A 17,740-nucleotide genomic window follows, 5' to 3' on the forward strand; every position below is an offset into this window, starting at 1 on the left:
TTATTCAAGTTTTACCATCTTTGCATACTACATTTTGTCGTGCGGAATGTGGGATTAAATAGTGTTTCAATTACCAATTAAAAATACCCTATCCTGAGAAGCTGAGAACTTATTGCATGGAACTGATGAATCCTAAAATCCTAATCACTCTGGCTACTTACCTACAAGGGAATCTTTAAAAGCTCTCCTCGTAGAATAGAGGTTTTTATCAGTTTACCGAAATATAGTCATTCTGAATAAGATTGGGACGAGTGTTTATTTTCTAGAAAGGGTTTCATCTAAAAAAGTGTTTCATCCTTATTTGAAATGACTATAATTAATAATTAAGAAATTAAATAATTAGATAATTGACGCCTTGAAGCCTCCCGGAAAAAAATAAATCTTTTCCCCCTTTGTGTCAATCCTGTCCCTTTTAGGGAGAGGTAATTATCAATTATCAATTATCCATTATCCATTAATGAAAAAACTTCTGAAAGGCTAGTTAATAATTACCCCTTCTTAAAATAAGGGGATTGACTAAAAGAAAAATTTTTGATTTATATCCTTAAAAGGGAGGCTTTAAACCTGAATTTTTGAATGAATAATTATAGCGCTTTTCATTAACATAGAAGAGATAGATTTAGGCTTAAAGGCAATTATGCTGAGGGCATAATCCAGAATTTTTGTAGTCTATCTTTGTGAAAACCACTATAACTGACTATCAACTCTTAATTATTAATTATTCGGTAAAGTATGCATCATTGCTCTTATTAGAAGAAAAAAAATTTCTTTTAACAAATTATCTTCTTTATAAGAAGAGTTCAAGAATTTAGAATGCGGGAATTACCTCTCCTTGAAAAGAAGAGGATTGACGAATCAGGAAAATTTTTATTTATTATCCCCTATCCAAGGGGAGGCTTGAAACCACAATATTTTGGTAATTATTAATTATCAATTGTTAATTATTAATTATTCAAGCATCCTCCCACAACCTAAAGATTAATAATTTCTAGCTCCTCTAAATTCTCAGCAGGTGTAAATCCAAATACACGGGAATAAAAATAAAATTCTCCATCCAAAGCACGTTTAATATTCTCCGAACGGCGAAAACCATGTTGTTCTTCTGGAAAAGCAACATAAGCCACTGGCAATCCTTTTTGCTTCAAAACTTCTAGCATTTTCTCTGCTTGATTTGGTGGTACAATTTTATCTTCTAAGCCTTGGAAAAAAATTACAGGGCAAGACAAACCCTCAGTAAAATTAATAGGTGATCGCTGTTTATAAATCTCTTTTGTTTCAGGATAAGGTCCGATTAATCCATCTAAATAACGGGATTCAAACTTATGAGTATCTGTTGCTAAAGCCTCTAAGTCACTAACTCCATAATAACTCGCTCCAGCTTTAAATACATCCTTAAAAGTTAAAGCACATAAAGTAGTGTAACCTCCAGCACTACCACCAGAAATAGCCATACGATTACTATCTACTAATCCCTGTTTAGCTAAATATTGAGCGCCATTTACACAATCATCAATATCAACAATACCCCAATTATTTTTTAGTCTTTGCTGATACTCTCTTCCATATCCAGTGCTACCTCCATAATTAACATCAAGTAGGGCAAAACCACGACTCGTCCAATATTGAATTTTTAAACTTAAACTACCAGAAGTTGCTGCTGTCGGACCCCCATGACTTTTAACTAAAAGAGGTGGTTTTTCTCCTACAGGTGCAGTGTAATCTTTATTAGTTGGCGGATAAAAGAAACCATAAGCAGTCTTACCATTTTCTGTCGGAAATTCTATTGCTTGAGGAATAGATAAATAACCAGAATCAATTTGTAAATCTGTAGAACGTTTTAAAACATTAATGTCACCTGTCGAGAGATTTATTTGAATAACTGAACTAGGTTCTGTAGGGGAACTTCCCAGAAAACAAACTCGGCTACCTTTGGCTGTTAAAGAACTAATAGAAGTATAGGGTATTTCTATTTCCTGTAAATGTTTTTTAGTAGTATTAAGAGTTGCCAAATGCCAAATTCCATTCTGAGAAAAAGTGCAGAGAATTTTGTTAGCTGCTGTGAAAGCATAAGTAGACATTCCAAATACCCATTGTGGCATTCCAAACTCAGCATCCAAAGGATACAATGGGTCTACATTTTCTGCCTCAGTCACTCCAGGCACCCGATAAAGATTCCACCATTTAGAGCGATCGCTCACAAAACATAACATTCCATCTGGTGACCACTGGGGTTGAAAAATAGATTCTGCTTTCCCTCCAGCCACCAACTTACTTTCATCTAATGAACCATCTGTATTCATCCGAGCTACCCATAACTCCGTACCATCCCAAGGCATATTTGGGTGGTTCCAACTAATCCAGCAAAGTTGGGAACCATCGGTACTCAGACGGGGTGAAGCATAAAAATCATAACCCTCTACTAATATCTGGATATCTTCTCCATTTTTGAGATTAATGCTAACTATCCTATTGACAGGTTCCCCACCCTTTGTATGATCTTCCTGAATACAAATTAAGCGATCGCGCTGTTTATCTATCACACCATCAGCATAACGCATATTTGCCTCTGGAGTTAAAGGTTGGGGTTCTTTACCTGGTGTTTGACGATAAAGACGTTGGTCAGCAAAATTAGAAAAATATATCGTACCATCTGCCACTAAGAAAGCACCACCGCCGTATTCATGGACACGGGTGCGTACATTAAAAGGTGGAGGAGTAATGTCAGTTATTTGTCCATCTGGAGTGTGGCGCACAATTACATTTCGTCCACCCTCTGAAGGTCGTCCTTCAATCCAGTAGACATCATCACCATCAATGGTAATACTACTAAGTCCAATTGTTCCGGCTACAATCAAGTCAGTAGTAATAGGGGATTTCCAGGAACCATAAGGTGCTATTTGTGTCATAATTTAAGATTATTATATAAGATAATGTCTACTATTTAATTTTGTTATTGTCAATTGTCAAGTTCTAAATCTTCCGTTTGATTTATTTAATTATGACTTAGGCAGTATAACTTATTTTCCTCATTGCGACCTACAGGGTTTGTGGAGCAGTCCGGAACGGATAGCAATCTCAAGTCCTAGGTTTTCGTATCTAATGCCTAAGTCCTATTAATATAAAGTATTAAAAAATGTTTTATACCATTTTGATAAATGTTTGCTACAAATAGGTAGGTGATTTTTTAGGAGTCAGGAGTTGTAGGGGTGATTTCCGTGCCGGAATGCTCCTAATTACGCGAATCACCCCTACATGAGTCGTATGGGAATAGCTTTGATGCCATTGATTAGTTCATATTTGATCTTATTAGTCAAATGGACATCTCCTGTCAAGTCTTTTTCTTGCCCTTATTATTCGTAACATTCTTTTTTCAAATTGGTATTAAGTGATAAGAGTTTACTAAGTTAGTTATAAGTTTGAGCTATGAAAAATTTACCGCTCTATCTTTGGAGAGTAGCAAAGATAAAAACGGAATACAAACCAAAGGTGCGGAGTTGGTTATTAGGTTAGTTTCAGTCGAGAGATAAAGAGGTGGGGAGATTGAATATGAAAGTATAGTTTACTCTGGTTCAGGAATTTGCAATTTTTAAATATGGCGATAATAATTGTAGGGGTTTGGTCTCCAAACTCTAACTCTTTGACAATGGGAATTTACTAATTATTCTAACTATACCAAAAAGCGATCGCTCTTGTAGTTGAGAAAGAGCGATAGAACTCCGTTCCGCTGACGCGATCGCTATAATCTTCATAGTCTAGTAGGGTGCGTTTTGATGCGCAATATGAAAAGCAGGAGGAAGTGGAGCCTAACACACCATTTTTGATGTTGCCAGGTGCGTTACGCTACGATGCCATCCACTGTTTTTAGTTCTAGGCGATCGCCTTCTAGAAAGAAGAAAGCGATCTCTTACCATTAAACTGGTCCAACTACTGGGAACACATTAGTATTTGCCCCGTAGGCAGCGTCCCTAATTCGGTTCCAATCAAATAAATCTCCAGGATCTGACTTACGACCTTCAGGAAGTGCAACATCTTCGTGTCCTGTAATATGAGTAATGGAAGGATATTTGTTCAATAAATCCTGGGTTAACCACTCTAAGGACTGATATTGGGCTTCGGTATAAGGAGACCAATTGCCATCGGGATTCACAATTTCAATACCGATAGAGAAGTCGTTAACATTAGAGCGACCGTTTAATTCTGAAATTCCTGCGTGCCATGCCCTGTCGTTAGTATCCACGATGTTTGTAATTTGAGCGTCCCGATCTACGACATAATGAGCAGATACTCGCGAGTTTGGATTTTGAAACCAGCTAATTGTACCATCACCATTATCGCTTCCTGTGTGATGGAAAATAATGCTGGTTACATCTGATGGACCGCCGGGGCGAGGTTCAAAGTTGGGGCTAAAAATCCATTCAATAGCCAGTGGTTCTGGTGTTGAGGAAAAATTATTATTACCATTAACTATAGCACCGCTAATATTATCCCAAGTAATGTAACCTCCCTCAAAATCTTGACGTGTAATTCCATTCCAATTATATTCTGCACTGGTAGGTGCGCCTAGATATCCGTTTAGCCCACCATCAGTTTCTAAATATTTTTGGCGAATTGCACCGTATAGTGGGTAAGCGCCGTTTTGACTCTCAACAATGGAACCACCATCAAATAGTTGATACTCGTAACCATTGTAGTAAATTACATCGGAAGTAGGACTACCTAGTCTCCACGAGTATTCTTGATAAACCTGATTAATATCATTAGATGGAGTATTAATGTAATTTAGATGGAGTAGACGAAATCAAGGGAGGACTTTCCAAGTTAAAGACTACTTCATAGTTGGTATATAGGTTTGGGTCTTGTGGAGCATCGACTCTGGCATAGTAGGTGCCTGGAGATAAGGAATGAATAAAACCACCTTGTCTGATGGAGTAAGCTCCCTCGATCTGCTCATTGGCACTAATGGGTTGACCCCAAGCGTCCATTATTTCGACATCAATTAAATGGTCGTAGTTATGAACTTTATAGCTCAATGACCTGGGTTGGGAAATTTAAAACTGGTAGAAGTCAGCAAAGTCACCTTCGTTAGTTCCTACAAAGTCAGCAAAACCGGAATTGTGGCTACTGACAGGTGGTGTTACACAATGGTTGAGTGCTTTATCAGAAATCCCTGCTGTGACAGCTTTTTAGTAAGAAAATTAAGTAACTTATGGAAAATGTTAGCTACATAATTCTCCCAGAAAATTACGACCCAGATGGCTACAGAGCTGTTGAGGACGCTTAGGGCTGGAAATTAATATGGCTGCCCATCCTAGTGAGCAAGAGGAAATAATGAAGAATTACCTCTTTGTTCAATCCTCTTTACACGCCATGTTATGTGGCAAGGAAACAGTCTCAGAATTTCTAGACAAGCTTGAATCAACTGATTGTATAGACATGGATACATATCTAACAGAAACTTTTGAAAACCTAGAATCACTAGGTGTCACATAATCAAATAATTGACTGATAAGCTTCTACTAATATTTCTATATCTTTAAACCAAAAAACAGGTTGAAATAATAGCGAGTAACTAGGTGTTGCACCATCTAATTGATAGTGTAAAATAGTCGGACTTCTTAAATGCAATTTCTGTCTATACACATCAGAATAGCTGTTACTTGCTTGGTCTTTCACTTGCAAGGCAATCCAACCTCCTAACCACCATTGAGAAAGAGCTGAATTACTAGCAATAGTAACTTTATGGTAGTTAGTCCTCAACGGCATTTCAATTCTTTGATTAGGGAGCCTATTTTGTTTACTTGGCTCCCCTGATATATCCCAACTCCCCTCATATATTTTTACCCAGTTATTACTATCTGATAAGTTAGGCATCTTTGATTAAAATGAAAGAAGATAACGACAGAAAAATTCATGTTAAGAAGTGCTTGCAACTCAATAATTTTATTTTTTTTTAGGGAATGCAAGCAGTTTTACAATTATAGCAATATCTTGCAATCTGATGTTTTCTTTGTATTTGATAAAAATAATTTTGTTGTTTGTTCTTGGGGTAATCTTAATCACCGAACCCATAAAGAAATCATTAGTCCCTTTGGGGTGTTTGATTTTTGCTGTTGCTACTAATTTTTTAATGAATGAAGCTGATTCTGTAGGCTCTCTCTATCATCTATCAATACCTAATCATGCTATTAATTTTGTTTATATTAGCACAACAAAAAAAGCGTTGTATATAGGTGTCAATATCACTATAATTACATGGCTTTTGTTCATCATATTCTGGGAAGCTAGAATAAGGTTTATTATCTTATCTCAGCGGAAAATAAAGCCTGATGAACGAGCCAACAATAAGTAATCAGTTCGACAATGAATTAATTCAACAAAGCCGCTTTAATTTGTAGTCTCCTCACAAATATTGCTCTAGTTTCAATTCTGTTTATAGCAAAAGAACGGCAAACAAGCATTAAGGGGTTAAAATTCAAACTTAGAAAGTATGCACTTTTAGAAAACTGTTTAGAAAAAGCTCTTGATGAATTAAAAGAGATTTCTATAATTTGCGAAGGTAGTGCAAATAGTAGCGAAGTTTTTGCACCAACAGCCGACAAAGCTAAGGTATCTGCTTTTTATAACAGGACAATATATAAAGTTAAAAACAAAGCTGACAAAACTTTGGAATTTACACAAAAAAAACTAAATTTATTCAATTCAAGTTCAAAAATGAATTACTCAGATGATAGCTATGAATGAATAACACTTTCGGATTAATACTTTCGTTCGTTGGGCGTTAGGTTTTGAATATCAATTTAAAGTCCCCTACTGGTATTTAGGGTTTTAGTGATTAATGATTCAAGAATTAAGTAGAAGATATCTATAAATTGACAGGTCGATAATTTTACTGACTTACAATCGAACTTAGAACCTAATGGCAAGAGTTATTCACCTCTTGCCTCTTGTTTTATTCCGATGGTTAGTCATCAAATTGCGATCGCACAATTGACCTAAAAACACCTATGGCCATCTAGTAAGGTTCTGAGCTGAACCTTCTAGGGAATTCCTGAACAAAGTGCTATGATTAGTCATTTCTATAAACACTATTAATTTCAGACTGGCCGTGTACAAACAAACAATATCAATACTTAGTAGTCTAATGGTGGCCACAATAACAGCCACTGTTCCTTCTATTGCTTATGGAGTTCCTTGCTGTGGGGTCAAATTATTGGCTCAAGGTAATCAAAATGGGAATTCCAAACTAAATGAACTACTACGCCAGGGACGAGAATTAGCGGATGCTGGAAATTACCAACTTGCCATAACAATATATCAACAGGCGGTACGTTTAGACCCCAAGAATGCACAAATATATTCTGGTATTGCTTACTTGGAAGCACTCCAGAAAAATTTCCAAGCAGCAGCTCAGTTTTATCAACAGGCGATCGCCATAGATCCTCATAATGCAGATTTTCAATATGGTTTGGGATATAGTATGGCCAGATTAGAAAATTATCAGGCCGCCATTGAAGCTTATCGCCGTGCTTCTTTACTAGACCGCAACAGTATTAATGCGCATTTAGGGTTAGGTGCTACATTGTTTCGCCAGGAGAAATATAATGAGGCGATCGTTGCATATCAAGTCGCTATTCAGTCTAACCCTAAAAATGCTGAAGCTCATGCTGCAATGGGTTTAGTATTACTTAAGCAAGAGCGCTTTCCTGAAGCATTGGCAGCAGTGCGAAAAGCTGTGGAATTATCACCTAGAGATGCAGGGGTACAAATCAAGTTGGGAACTGCTTTATTAGCTACTGGAGATACTAAAGGCGGTTTAGCTGCTCTGAAGTTAGCTTCTAGTTTAGCACCAAGAAATGGAGATATTCAGTTTCAAATTGCGGAAATTTATCAAGCTCAGGATAATACTCAAGCTGCTTTGAAATTTTATCAAAAAGCTACTTATGCTAATCCTGATTTACTCGAAGCTAGGTTTGCTGCTGCAGAGATACTTTTAGAACAGCAGGATTATTTACAAGCAATAATTATGTATCGGCAAGTAATTAAGAGAAATCCTGATAATGCAGATGCTCATTATAAAATTGGGTTAGCTCTTCAAGGTAGAGAACGTAAAAGAGAAGCATTAAAATCTTTTGAAAGAGCTTTAAAACTGTTTGAGGAAGAGGATAATTCTGAGGGTAAGGAAAAAGTGAAAACTGCTTTAGCGCAATTGGAAGATTAATCTTAAGCTTTTGTTTTTATAGAAGGGAACAGGGAGGGCGTTGCTGAATCAAGGTATGAAAATAAAAATTGAATAATCTCAAATATTTCTTATCCAATAGTTTAGCAACTACTAAAAAATACAAATCATACCCACGCATCAGCAACGCCTAGGGAGCAGTTGGAAAAACTTTTGCTATTGTAAAATTAATCATTAGTCTATGTCCTAATCAATTCTTTCTTAGTTATAACAACCCTAAATATTAAATTACTAATAAGACTTCAATAAACTTTTCCCAAGTGAAGTATTTTTCTCTTGTTTTTTGATATAGAAATGCAATTTTCTCCTCTGAAGAAGGAGGCTCATCAATACTTGCTAATACGTAAGCATTCAGCCGTCAGCCGTCAGCTATCAGCTAAGGTTTTTATAGGGGTTTTCACTTCATGACTTGCATTATTTCTGCCTTATGCCTTCTACCTTTAAGCCAAAATCTCTTATATTCTATGAATCATGAAAAGCGGGCTTACTATGAACGACCATATATTCAATTTTTGCTCCTAGCAATAGGGAATATAAAATCTAGATACACAACAGCTTATAATTCCCGTGCCTCCTAGCATTTTCAAAAGCTGTTTGCGTAGCATGACCTAGGAAAAGCTGAGTGCTAATAGCTGAATGCTTACGCTAATACTATATTCATTTTGAATTCTGGTTTAATAATATCCTTGAAGAAAATGGTAGAAATCAAGCTTTTATTCCAGATCAATAGCAATAGCTGTTAACGTAGTTCCTCCGCAGGAGGCTTGCTGACGGCTGAATTATTACCCATTTAGATTCAATAAACTGCATTAGTTTTGTTTTTAATTTGACTTCCCATTTAATAGTTTGGATGATAAATATTTCCCAGGGAATGATCGGAATTAATTTCTATTACTAAATCTACCAATTCAGAATTTTTGATGAGTGGCTTAATAAACAATTCTGGATGTAATGCTTGCCAAAAATAATCCACAAATTTTTCTATTTCATCATCACTCATGCCTGATTTTCCTGAAGCAATCATTTGTTGTTCTGCTTGTTTTCGCCATTGTTTAGAAAAACGATAATCAGTTGGATATAAAACAATTAAACTATCTAATTTTTCCCACAGAGGTAAATATTCTATTAATTTTTCATTCATATCACGGGCAAATTTTTGGTCTGCTTCTGTAATAATTGGTGGTGGTGCAAAATCAAAATTTTCCTCTGGAATTGGGCGAACTCCAACAAACCAACCTTCAAATAAAACAATATCAACTTTACTTACCATTTCTGGTTCAATTCTGTCTCCAGCACCATTAAAAAGAGACTTATTAAATCTAGGAATAGGAATTAAATTATCATAATTTTGATTTTCTGATTGACGTAACTTCTCTGAAATTTCTATTCTGTCTCCAGCACTATTAAAAAGAGACTTATTAAATCTAGGAATAGGAATTAAATTATCATAATTTTGATTTTCTGATTGACGTAACTTCTCTAAAGTTTCTATTCCTAAACTAACATCATGGGTTCCTGGAGGTCCGCGCCAAATTAATCGGGAATCTTCCTTTTCTAAAAGTTGACGTTCAGCGTAAGTTTTATAAATATCATCAATAGAAATGCTAATAGTTTTATAGCCAAGCTTGTCTAAAATTAGGATTAAAATTTTTGCTAGAGTAGTTTTTCCAGTTCCTTGTCCGCCTAACATTCCTTGGACTAATGGGCGACCTAAATTTTTACGTTTATTAACTAATTTTATTCCTAAAGGTAACCATAATTTCCATAAAGTTTCTAAAGTCTGATTATCTCTGATAGGAAACTTATCATAGTCAATAGTTACAGACTGAAAAAGCAGCGACCGCTGCCTAATGATTTCTCTTACATTTGTCGAAGTAATGTGAAAAACATCGGCACGTTTTGGCTCTATTAATTCCTGATTTTCTAAAGTTTCTAATTCTTTTTTTTCCAGAGACTTACCCTGCTGTAAAATCTGTAAAATTTGTCTTAGAGATGGGTTAGATAATTCCATAAAAATTCGGCGAACTTGAATAAAAGTATGTGTATCTTTTACATTGATTTTCCTTTCTACAATATTCGCTCTGATCTGATCAACTATACTATTTTTTGGTTGAATAAAAAATCATGCTTATAGGCGAACAACCCCTTACACTTTTTATCATATCACAAAAATTGTGAGGATGCAACTGAAAATTCTTTGAGGCCCCGAATTTTTTAGGAGCTTTAGAGAATGCAAAAGTTAGTCCTAGCTAAAATGGGGCTAACGAAATAAATCTTCTGATTCTAATCTTAAGAACCTAATTTGAAAGCTTCTAAAAATAGACCATAAGTGAAACCTATTTTAAAACCATTTAAAATATCTATTCCCAAAGAACGTGCAATTTTTCCTCTACTGCCATAAACTAACCAATTTAATATTTCCGTAATCAATAAACAAATTAAAGCATACAAAACATCTAAATAACCTTCTTGACCAGCGATAGTAGAAACAGCAGTTGCTGCAAAATTACCAAACAACAAACTAATAATTAATAGAGAAATTCGACGCCAAGGATTAAGTAACCATTGTTTAAACCTCTCCAGAATAACGTTCAGTAATCTATTAAGACGGGTACTTTGCATAGATAATGTTAAATATATTTTGAACTTATATAATTTTCAACTTAAAAATGCTTTAGTGCAGCACACTAGAAATAACCAATTAATTAGAAAATCCTAAAAGCCTTCGCAATTAATACTTTTGACTTTGACTTTCTTAGTCCGCATTCCCTTGTGTTTTACACCAATGCGGGGTCTCACCGCTTTTGACTTTTGACTTCTGCGTAGGGAAATATTGTGTAGATTAACATAGCAAAATATCGCAGTCGTTATTATTGTTAAGACATTCTCAAATATAGTCACAGCAATAATTTACTTCTGACTTTTAGCTTCTAACTTCTGAGTTCTGAGTTCTTACTTCCACTATGGCAGGCTGCAGGTGTTTCAGGGTAAACAACATCAGGATGCCAAGTTATAAGGAGAAAAATAAATACTTAAATTTCAATGAAATTTCAACCTTACTCAAAAATTATTATTGCTTTAATATTCTTTTTATTAGGACTAATCATTGGCAGGTTTCAATTAACAATATCCTGGACAAAAAATGAGTCTGCAAGATTACAAACATCAAAATCTTCACCAATTTTAAAACCTCCTTTATCAAACATTCCTACTCCAACACCCCTACCAAAATCTCTAACAAAACAAACCCAAGAATGTAATCTTCCCATAACTATTTCTGAATCATCTATAGTTAAAACTAATAGAGGAGCTCTTCGAGTTAGCAACTGTACATATCGTCCAGTTCGTATAGCACTATTAGCTAGATCCTCAGAACAATCTTACCAAAAATCTGCTCACTGGGATTTGGCTCCAGGAGAAGGTAGTGGTAGAGGGTTAATACTCTCTTTACCAGAAGCAAAATTAACCTTGAAACCAGGAGATATTGTAGTTGTCTTTGCTCAAGATGGCTCTCGTTTATATTGGGGGCCTTATGTTGTGGGAGAAACAACCTTTCCTTTTTGGAATACAGAAACATTAGAATGGCAATTAATTTTAAGACCATAAAAAAATGAGGAACTACGTTATCAGCTAGATTATAATTACTAAGTCTTGTCTTAACTGAAGAAATTATTATTGATATATTTCGGGTAATTTTTAGCAATTTAATAGCTACTCAGTATAATGGATAATTGATAATCAAAGAATATAAGAATTGCTTTTGTGTGCTTGAATAAGCATTTAACTTATGGTATAGGTTTTCATTAATCAATTATTAGAGATTGAATGTATCAGGAAATATAAAAAGGAGATAGGGAACACTTAACTGGGAATAGGTATGGAGGTCCGAAGAAATACAAGGGCAAATATTGTCGCTATTAAATCTAGAAATATATGTACTGAATACTTCTCTATCTACCTTCTTTCAATCCCTTGAAGCATTACCGTTTTTAGATTTTAGTCACTTCGCGTGCTCTCTTAATAATTATTTTACAAACAGTCTCTTATCTATTAATTCAATTATTTATTATCCATTATCAATTAATTAGCTGCTAATTTCCAGCTAAATTAGGGTTTAAACTTTAATAATTACAGGGATAACTTATCTGAATGAAACTAATACAAAAATTAGAAATTATCAATTTGTTTAGAGTGCAACCAAAAAGTCAAATTTTAACATTAGCACTTTCTATTTTATGGCTATTGCTACTTGCTTGGTTATCTTTCTTTTGTAACCTTGGTAATATTGGTTTAATTGATGAAACAGAGCCACTTTTTGCCGAAGCTGCTCGTCAGATGGTAGAAACTGGAGATTGGATTACACCTTATTTTAATGGAGAAACTCGCTTTGATAAACCACCTTTAATTTATTGGTTAATGGCGATCGCTTATCATCTTTTTGGTATTAATGAATGGTCTGTCCGTCTCCCTTCAGCAATATCTGCAACTGGATTAATGTGTTTTGGTTTTTACATCCTTTATAAATATGGTTATTATCACCTGAATCCTCAAATATCTATCCCTAAAAATCAGTATTTAATGGCGAGATTATTAATAGCATGGATTGGCGCTGCGATGATAGCTTTAAATCCAGAAACTATTGCTTGGGGGCGTATTGGAGTGTCTGATATGTTATTAACTGGCTGTATGGGTTCGGCACTATTTGCCTTTTTTATGGGATATTCTTCAAAAACAGAAAATAGTCATATTCCTCAGCAAAAAAACAGTAAAACGACCGGACAAAAAGTTTCATCTGCGTCAAATGAAAATCAATCATCACAAACTACAAAACTTCCCATTTTTAACAAGTGGTATTTAGCTTTTTATATACTAATATCTTTAGCAGTTCTTGCCAAAGGTCCGATTGGAATTGTTTTGCCGGGAATGATTATTGGTTCCTTTCTATTATATGTAGGTAATTTTTTTCAAATCTGGCAAGAAATAAATATTAGGCGTGGCATTTTGATTTTTTTTACTATTACATTCCCTTGGTATTTTATCGTTACTTTAGTGAATGGGAAAGAATATATTGATAGTTTTTTTGGTTATCATAATTTTGAACGTTTTACCAGAGTTGTGAATCACCATCAAGCACCCTGGTATTTTTACTTTTTAGTCGTATTAATTGGTTTTGCCCCTTGGTCTATTTATCTACCAATAGCGATCGCTAAAACTAAGTTTTGGCAACGCAGTTATTGGTGTAGAAAACCGAGAAGTCAACAGTTAGGTTTATTTACTTTTTTCTGGTTTATTTGTATCTTTATTTTCTTCTCCATCTCTGCTACTAAATTACCTAGTTATGTCTTACCATTAATGCCGGCAGCAGCAATATTAGTAGGATTATTTTGGAGCGATATTATTATTAATGGAGATTCTCTATCTAGTCAGACTAATAAATCTGAAAATAATTCTACTCAATCATCTATCAACCCCACGGTTAACGAAGTCAGAAGTGAGAAGTCAACCCACCCCTCACCCCTCCCAGGAGGGGACGTCAGAAGTGATTTTTGTAATGAGGATTTGAGCAATTCTCCAAAAACATTTCCCTTTAAAAGGCGGGGTTTTAGACCCAATTATTTTGATAATTCTGTTGAACCTGTTCCCAAATTAGAGAGAAATACTGCTGAATCAAAATTTCAATTTTTCGATTTTTCAGTTATTGCCAATATCATTTTTTTACTAATTTTAGCTGTAGGAATTATCTACAGTTTTAACTGGCTAGATAGAGACCCAGCAATGCCATATTTCCCAGAGATAATTAGAAAATCTGGTTTATTAATTCGTGGCGGATTAATTTTTATTGCTACAGCAATAGTCATTGGATTTCTTTGGAGAAAAAAACAAAATTCTTGGATTTGGAGTGCTAATTTTATTGGATTAGTAGCTTGTTTAATTTTTACTATTAATCCCATGATGTTTTTAGTAGATCAAGAACGTCAATTACCCTTACGGCAATTAGCTCAAACAATTGTTGAAGTTAGAAAACCAGGAGAAGAAATAATAATGATTGCCTTTGAAAAACCTAGTTTAGTTTTTTACACTAGGGAACCAGTAGAATTTTTTCGACGCGCTACGAATGCTAGAGAATATTTAGAGGAAATTGTGCAAAAAGACTCTTCTGGTAATGTTGTGATGATTGGTTATCCAAAAAAGTTTATTCATGCAGGATTACAACCAGGAGAATATCAATATTTAGACTCTCGTGGTGCTTATCAATTAGGTAAAGTTCCTAAAAGTTTATTTATGAAGGAGTCAGGAGTGAAGAAGGAGTCAGGAGACAGGAGTCAGGAGTCAGAATGAAAGGAGGAAGAAGGAGTCATTTCAGTTATCCAGTTAGTTATCAGTTATCAGTTATCAGTACCCCTAGCTCGTAGCTCAGGCTTCAGTACCCTACCTTATTCTATTTTTTTATACCCTTAAAAAGGGAGGCTCATTGACCACAATTCACAATTTCAATTTTTCGGTCAGGAGTCAGGAGACAGTAGTCCTAGTAATGGCTTTTATACAATTTTTTAGCTCGTACACATAAGCATAACTGATGTATTTCATCTCACACCCATCCATCCTCCTCTATTCATACGACATTTTGCTTAGGTCGTCTCTTCAGAACCGTTCAAAACTATCGCAATTTCTGAACATTTTATAAAGAAAACTTCACCACCTCCCCACGTTGCAACAAACCTAAAAAGCGTCGGGGATGTAAGCCAGCCCGTTTTCCCGGAAGGAAGCTGGTTGCAGAAATCACGCTGGGGAACCACGCAGCGCGTGTGTTATTCTCCGAAATGTAAATTGCGCACGAACATCTTGGGCGCGGGGCGGGCTGGGCCGTGGTGCGGTGCGCCGCCGCCGCGACGGTGCTTTGGTGCTTTCTAGACGGGGGAACAAATCCTTCTTCCTTCGCGTCTTCTTCCGCGGCCTCCCCCGGCCTCCGCTCGCTCCTCGCTCCCAATCCTGCGCTCCCCAATCCGAAAGCAAACAATCATGCAACTCAATCCCCTCCATCCAACCCAAAACCAACCTCTCACGTCTCCCTAAGTGAAGAAGAAAGTGCTCAGGTCACAGGGGGATGTCCCCCCTGTGCAGCTGCGGTAATTGCCGGTATTAGTGAAAATGCTGCCGCTGTCGCCGTCGCTACCGGCGCGGTCGGTGGCGCCTTATTCTGGGAGTTATACAAGGGCCTTACTATGCCGACATCAGATCAGGTGCATGATCAAATGGAAAAGGCGGATTGGCAGTACATGGACGGGCATGGAATGTGGGCGGATAACGATTCTGTTGTTTGACCAGACCTAGACGGCTAATTTGGATTTGGATATCTTCCGTTCGTTATAGACCAGCAGCCTGATTTGATTTTACTCGCTGCCCGCCTGGTTGTGCAAGATACCTGCCTGGCACACGTCGAAGTTCACGTCGAAGTTGTGGCAAGTCACGAAGGCAAACTCATAAGAAGCATTCCTTTTTCCTTTTCCTTTCCTTTTAAAGCGAAGCGAGAAGCATCTTAGACATGGGCAGACCAAAAAGAGAATTCAAAGCAGATTATTCCTACCACATCACAACTCGATGTAACAACAGAGATTTCAACCTCACACGCCGTGAGACCAGAGAAATACTGTTACATATCATCAAACAAGCACAAGAAAAGTACCCATTTAAACTCTATGCCTTGTGCATAATGCTCAATCATGTCCATTACCTGATGGAAGCAGAAAACCCTGATGATATACCGAAAATCATGCATTGGATCAATTGGTATTCTGCCATGTCTTTTAACGCCCTCCTTAACCGCAAAGGTCACTTTTGGGAACAAAGATACACCTGTCATGGTTTCCCCAACTCCGACAAAGAAAGAGCATTAAACACCATCCGTTATATTCATGCCAACCCCAAGGCAGCAGGGATGAGAGAAGGCTTTTTCTACGACTTCAGTAACTATGGCACTTACGAACAACTAACCACCGATGGTATTACCCAATGGCATCCCGCCTTCCTTGAATTAGGTTCATCCTTGTCAGAATGCGCCGACTCCTACAAAGGTTTCTGTCGGCGCTACACACCAAGGAAAAAACGAACCAAGAAAAGTGACTGGGGGAAAAGAATATTGAGAGGAGTATTAAGTAAACTTCCCAAGACAAAAGTATCCCCCGGTCAAATTCCTTTACCATTCCTGATAGAGAAAATCGTATATATTACGATTCCAGAGATAGCACAGACAGCCCAGGATTTTATTAAAGCAAATCGTTTGAGCTATTATTACGTTTAGAGCGATTTGGAGCTTGGCTTCAAGTCGGTAAAATCCAATGGTTGATAATTTATCAAAAAAAAAGAAATAAGGTCTAACACAGTTAACGTAGATTCTCCAACGCGGGGCTTTCCCCGTGGTTGATAATTTCTAACACCTTTAACTTCTGAGTTCGGAAATTTTCGAGTCGCTGAGAATCAGGCGCTTCCCTGTGGTGGAAAATTTTTCATTTCCATTTCTCTCCCGATCTGTGCTGTGTGAAATTTTCGAGTCGCTGAGAATCAAACGCTTCCCTGCGGTGGAAAATTTTTCATTTCTCTCCCGATCTGTGCTGTGTGAAATTTTCGAGTCGCCGAGAATGAGGCGCTATTTGGTGGTGGAAAATTTCTAAGCATTAAGAGCCAGTTCTGAAGTTTTAGAGGAAAACAAAATCCAAAATTTACATTTATTCTTAGGTACCTCGGAAAGTTACCTACCTTTAAACACTTACTATTGTACAACAGTTGAGGAAAAAATCATGCGTACTAGAGAAGCATCCATTTTATTAGGTATCTCCCGTCAACGTTTATTAGTTTTACTAGCTCAAGGAAGAGTCAAAGATGCGGAGAAAAATGGTAGATTCTGGGAAATACCAGTTTCTGAAAATGGAATGCCTGTAATAATTCCGGCTCGGCGCGGTCCGAAAGGTATCTGGAACAAGGAAAAACCCACCGAACCTAAAATGATTCATGTTAATCAAAACAAGATTAAAGGTAATTTCGGTAAACCTCCTGAAAAACTGGAACCAGTGCTTTCTGTTAAGGAAGGCAAGCGCAACGACTATGGTTATGAGTTATATATTCCAGGTCCTTGCCAAATTGTCTATGAACCTTACAATCCCGCACCTTGTGGCGCTCATTTGTGGATTAATACTTATAATTCTGTGGAATTTATACATACTGAATTTTCATCAGACCCTGCAAGACAACCTAGCAGACAAATTTTTATATAGTTTGTTTCTATAGGCATTACATCATTACAACAGAATATTTATTCGCACTGACAATAACTTCAGACAATTTTTGCTGTTTATTTATGGGAAATTGCAGCAGGAAGTTGCCAAACTTAAACTAAGGGAAGAATATTTGCAGAAAAGGCAATCTCATCCTTTGCTCTAGACCTATAGAGAAGAGAAAAATTTTATCATCCGCCTCCGGGAGCTTCAGCAAATGAAAAAACTCTGACTC

13 protein-coding genes and 1 pseudogene are annotated in these 17,740 nt (G+C 36.5%); 7 read left to right on the forward strand and 7 right to left on the reverse strand.

What is annotated here, in order from left to right; translation table 11 throughout:
- Positions 1 to 971: 971 nt before the first annotated feature.
- The gene (locus ACP6PK_RS28885) at positions 972 to 2,906 is read right to left on the reverse strand and encodes a S9 family peptidase (protein ID WP_426564865.1); all 1,935 of its coding nucleotides are present in this window, start codon (positions 2,904 to 2,906) and stop codon (positions 972 to 974) included.
- A 1,004-nt stretch (positions 2,907 to 3,910) separates the two neighbouring features.
- Positions 3,911 to 4,420: an N-acetylmuramoyl-L-alanine amidase gene (locus ACP6PK_RS28890; protein ID WP_426564881.1), complete on the reverse strand. Its 510-nt coding sequence runs from the start codon at positions 4,418 to 4,420 to the stop codon at positions 3,911 to 3,913.
- Between ACP6PK_RS28890 and ACP6PK_RS28895 the strand changes: the two genes are divergently transcribed.
- Positions 4,356 to 4,499 carry a hypothetical protein gene (locus ACP6PK_RS28895; RefSeq protein ID WP_168186427.1) on the forward strand — a complete coding sequence of 48 codons (144 nt, stop codon included), beginning with the start codon at positions 4,356 to 4,358 and terminating at the stop codon, positions 4,497 to 4,499. The genes ACP6PK_RS28890 and ACP6PK_RS28895 overlap by 65 nt on opposite strands.
- Positions 4,500 to 4,642: 143 nt before the next feature.
- Here ACP6PK_RS28895 and ACP6PK_RS28900 read toward each other — a convergent pair.
- Together ACP6PK_RS28900 and ACP6PK_RS28905 are read right to left on the reverse strand one after the other, a co-directional pair.
- A pseudogene (locus ACP6PK_RS28900) lies at positions 4,643 to 4,774 on the reverse strand (hypothetical protein); the annotation flags it as partial.
- A complete protein-coding gene (locus ACP6PK_RS28905; protein ID WP_143437805.1) occupies positions 4,770 to 5,030 on the reverse strand; it encodes a hypothetical protein in 261 nt (86 codons plus the stop codon). The gene ACP6PK_RS28905 and the pseudogene ACP6PK_RS28900, both read right to left, overlap by 5 nt.
- A gap of 298 nt (positions 5,031 to 5,328) precedes the next feature.
- Between ACP6PK_RS28905 and ACP6PK_RS28910 the strand changes: the two genes are divergently transcribed.
- The gene (locus ACP6PK_RS28910) at positions 5,329 to 5,490 is read left to right on the forward strand and encodes a hypothetical protein (protein ID WP_426564867.1); all 162 of its coding nucleotides are present in this window, start codon (positions 5,329 to 5,331) and stop codon (positions 5,488 to 5,490) included.
- On the opposite strand, the gene ACP6PK_RS28915 is transcribed toward ACP6PK_RS28910, so the two are convergent.
- On the reverse strand, positions 5,491 to 5,871 hold the full coding sequence (locus ACP6PK_RS28915; protein WP_094673001.1) for a hypothetical protein: 381 nt from the start codon (positions 5,869 to 5,871) through the stop codon (positions 5,491 to 5,493).
- 1,234 nt (positions 5,872 to 7,105) lie between these two features.
- Here ACP6PK_RS28915 and ACP6PK_RS28920 point away from each other — a divergent pair.
- Positions 7,106 to 8,218, forward strand: a complete 1,113-nt coding sequence (locus ACP6PK_RS28920) for a tetratricopeptide repeat protein (protein ID WP_426564869.1) — start codon at positions 7,106 to 7,108, stop codon at positions 8,216 to 8,218.
- 856 nt (positions 8,219 to 9,074) lie between these two features.
- On the opposite strand, the gene ACP6PK_RS28925 is transcribed toward ACP6PK_RS28920, so the two are convergent.
- Together ACP6PK_RS28925 and ACP6PK_RS28930 are read right to left on the reverse strand one after the other, a co-directional pair.
- On the reverse strand, positions 9,075 to 10,247 hold the full coding sequence (locus ACP6PK_RS28925; RefSeq protein ID WP_426564871.1) for a glycerate kinase: 1,173 nt from the start codon (positions 10,245 to 10,247) through the stop codon (positions 9,075 to 9,077).
- A 278-nt stretch (positions 10,248 to 10,525) separates the two neighbouring features.
- Positions 10,526 to 10,858 carry a DUF565 domain-containing protein gene (locus ACP6PK_RS28930; protein ID WP_094673321.1) on the reverse strand — a complete coding sequence of 111 codons (333 nt, stop codon included), beginning with the start codon at positions 10,856 to 10,858 and terminating at the stop codon, positions 10,526 to 10,528.
- Between the two features lie 420 nt (positions 10,859 to 11,278).
- Between ACP6PK_RS28930 and ACP6PK_RS28935 the strand changes: the two genes are divergently transcribed.
- The 4 genes from ACP6PK_RS28935 to ACP6PK_RS28950 all read left to right on the forward strand — a co-directional run bounded on the left by ACP6PK_RS28935 (position 11,279) and on the right by ACP6PK_RS28950 (position 17,505).
- Complete coding sequence (locus ACP6PK_RS28935; RefSeq protein ID WP_426564873.1) at positions 11,279 to 11,842, forward strand: hypothetical protein; 564 nt, start codon at positions 11,279 to 11,281, stop codon at positions 11,840 to 11,842.
- A 543-nt stretch (positions 11,843 to 12,385) separates the two neighbouring features.
- The gene (locus ACP6PK_RS28940; protein WP_426564875.1) at positions 12,386 to 14,575 is read left to right on the forward strand and encodes an ArnT family glycosyltransferase; all 2,190 of its coding nucleotides are present in this window, start codon (positions 12,386 to 12,388) and stop codon (positions 14,573 to 14,575) included.
- Between the two features lie 1,204 nt (positions 14,576 to 15,779).
- Positions 15,780 to 16,535 carry a transposase gene (locus tag ACP6PK_RS28945; RefSeq protein WP_426564877.1) on the forward strand — a complete coding sequence of 252 codons (756 nt, stop codon included), beginning with the start codon at positions 15,780 to 15,782 and terminating at the stop codon, positions 16,533 to 16,535.
- Between the two features lie 496 nt (positions 16,536 to 17,031).
- Positions 17,032 to 17,505, forward strand: coding sequence for a hypothetical protein (locus tag ACP6PK_RS28950; RefSeq protein WP_426564879.1), 474 nt, complete (start codon positions 17,032 to 17,034; stop codon positions 17,503 to 17,505).
- Positions 17,506 to 17,740 lie beyond the last annotated feature (235 nt).

The sequence above is a fragment of the Dapis hubbardiae BLCC-M172 genome (genome assembly GCF_050016015.1).
Taxonomy (GTDB): domain Bacteria; phylum Cyanobacteriota; class Cyanobacteriia; order Cyanobacteriales; family Microcoleaceae; genus Trichodesmium.

Excerpts from the sequence above, each read along its gene's own strand:
- ACP6PK_RS28885 (WP_426564865.1), bottom strand. The coding sequence starts at position 2,906 with ATGACACAAATAGCACCTTATGGTTCCTGGAAATCCCCTATTACTACT.
- ACP6PK_RS28895 (WP_168186427.1), top strand. The coding sequence starts at position 4,356 with ATGCTGGTTACATCTGATGGACCGCCGGGGCGAGGTTCAAAGTTGGGG.
- ACP6PK_RS28910 (WP_426564867.1), top strand. The coding sequence starts at position 5,329 with ATGAAGAATTACCTCTTTGTTCAATCCTCTTTACACGCCATGTTATGT.
- ACP6PK_RS28915 (WP_094673001.1), bottom strand. The coding sequence starts at position 5,871 with ATGCCTAACTTATCAGATAGTAATAACTGGGTAAAAATATATGAGGGG.
- ACP6PK_RS28925 (WP_426564871.1), bottom strand. The coding sequence starts at position 10,247 with ATGGAATTATCTAACCCATCTCTAAGACAAATTTTACAGATTTTACAG.
- ACP6PK_RS28930 (WP_094673321.1), bottom strand. The coding sequence starts at position 10,858 with ATGCAAAGTACCCGTCTTAATAGATTACTGAACGTTATTCTGGAGAGG.
- ACP6PK_RS28935 (WP_426564873.1), top strand. The coding sequence starts at position 11,279 with ATGAAATTTCAACCTTACTCAAAAATTATTATTGCTTTAATATTCTTT.
- ACP6PK_RS28940 (WP_426564875.1), top strand. The coding sequence starts at position 12,386 with ATGAAACTAATACAAAAATTAGAAATTATCAATTTGTTTAGAGTGCAA.
- ACP6PK_RS28945 (WP_426564877.1), top strand. The coding sequence starts at position 15,780 with ATGGGCAGACCAAAAAGAGAATTCAAAGCAGATTATTCCTACCACATC.
- ACP6PK_RS28950 (WP_426564879.1), top strand. The coding sequence starts at position 17,032 with ATGCGTACTAGAGAAGCATCCATTTTATTAGGTATCTCCCGTCAACGT.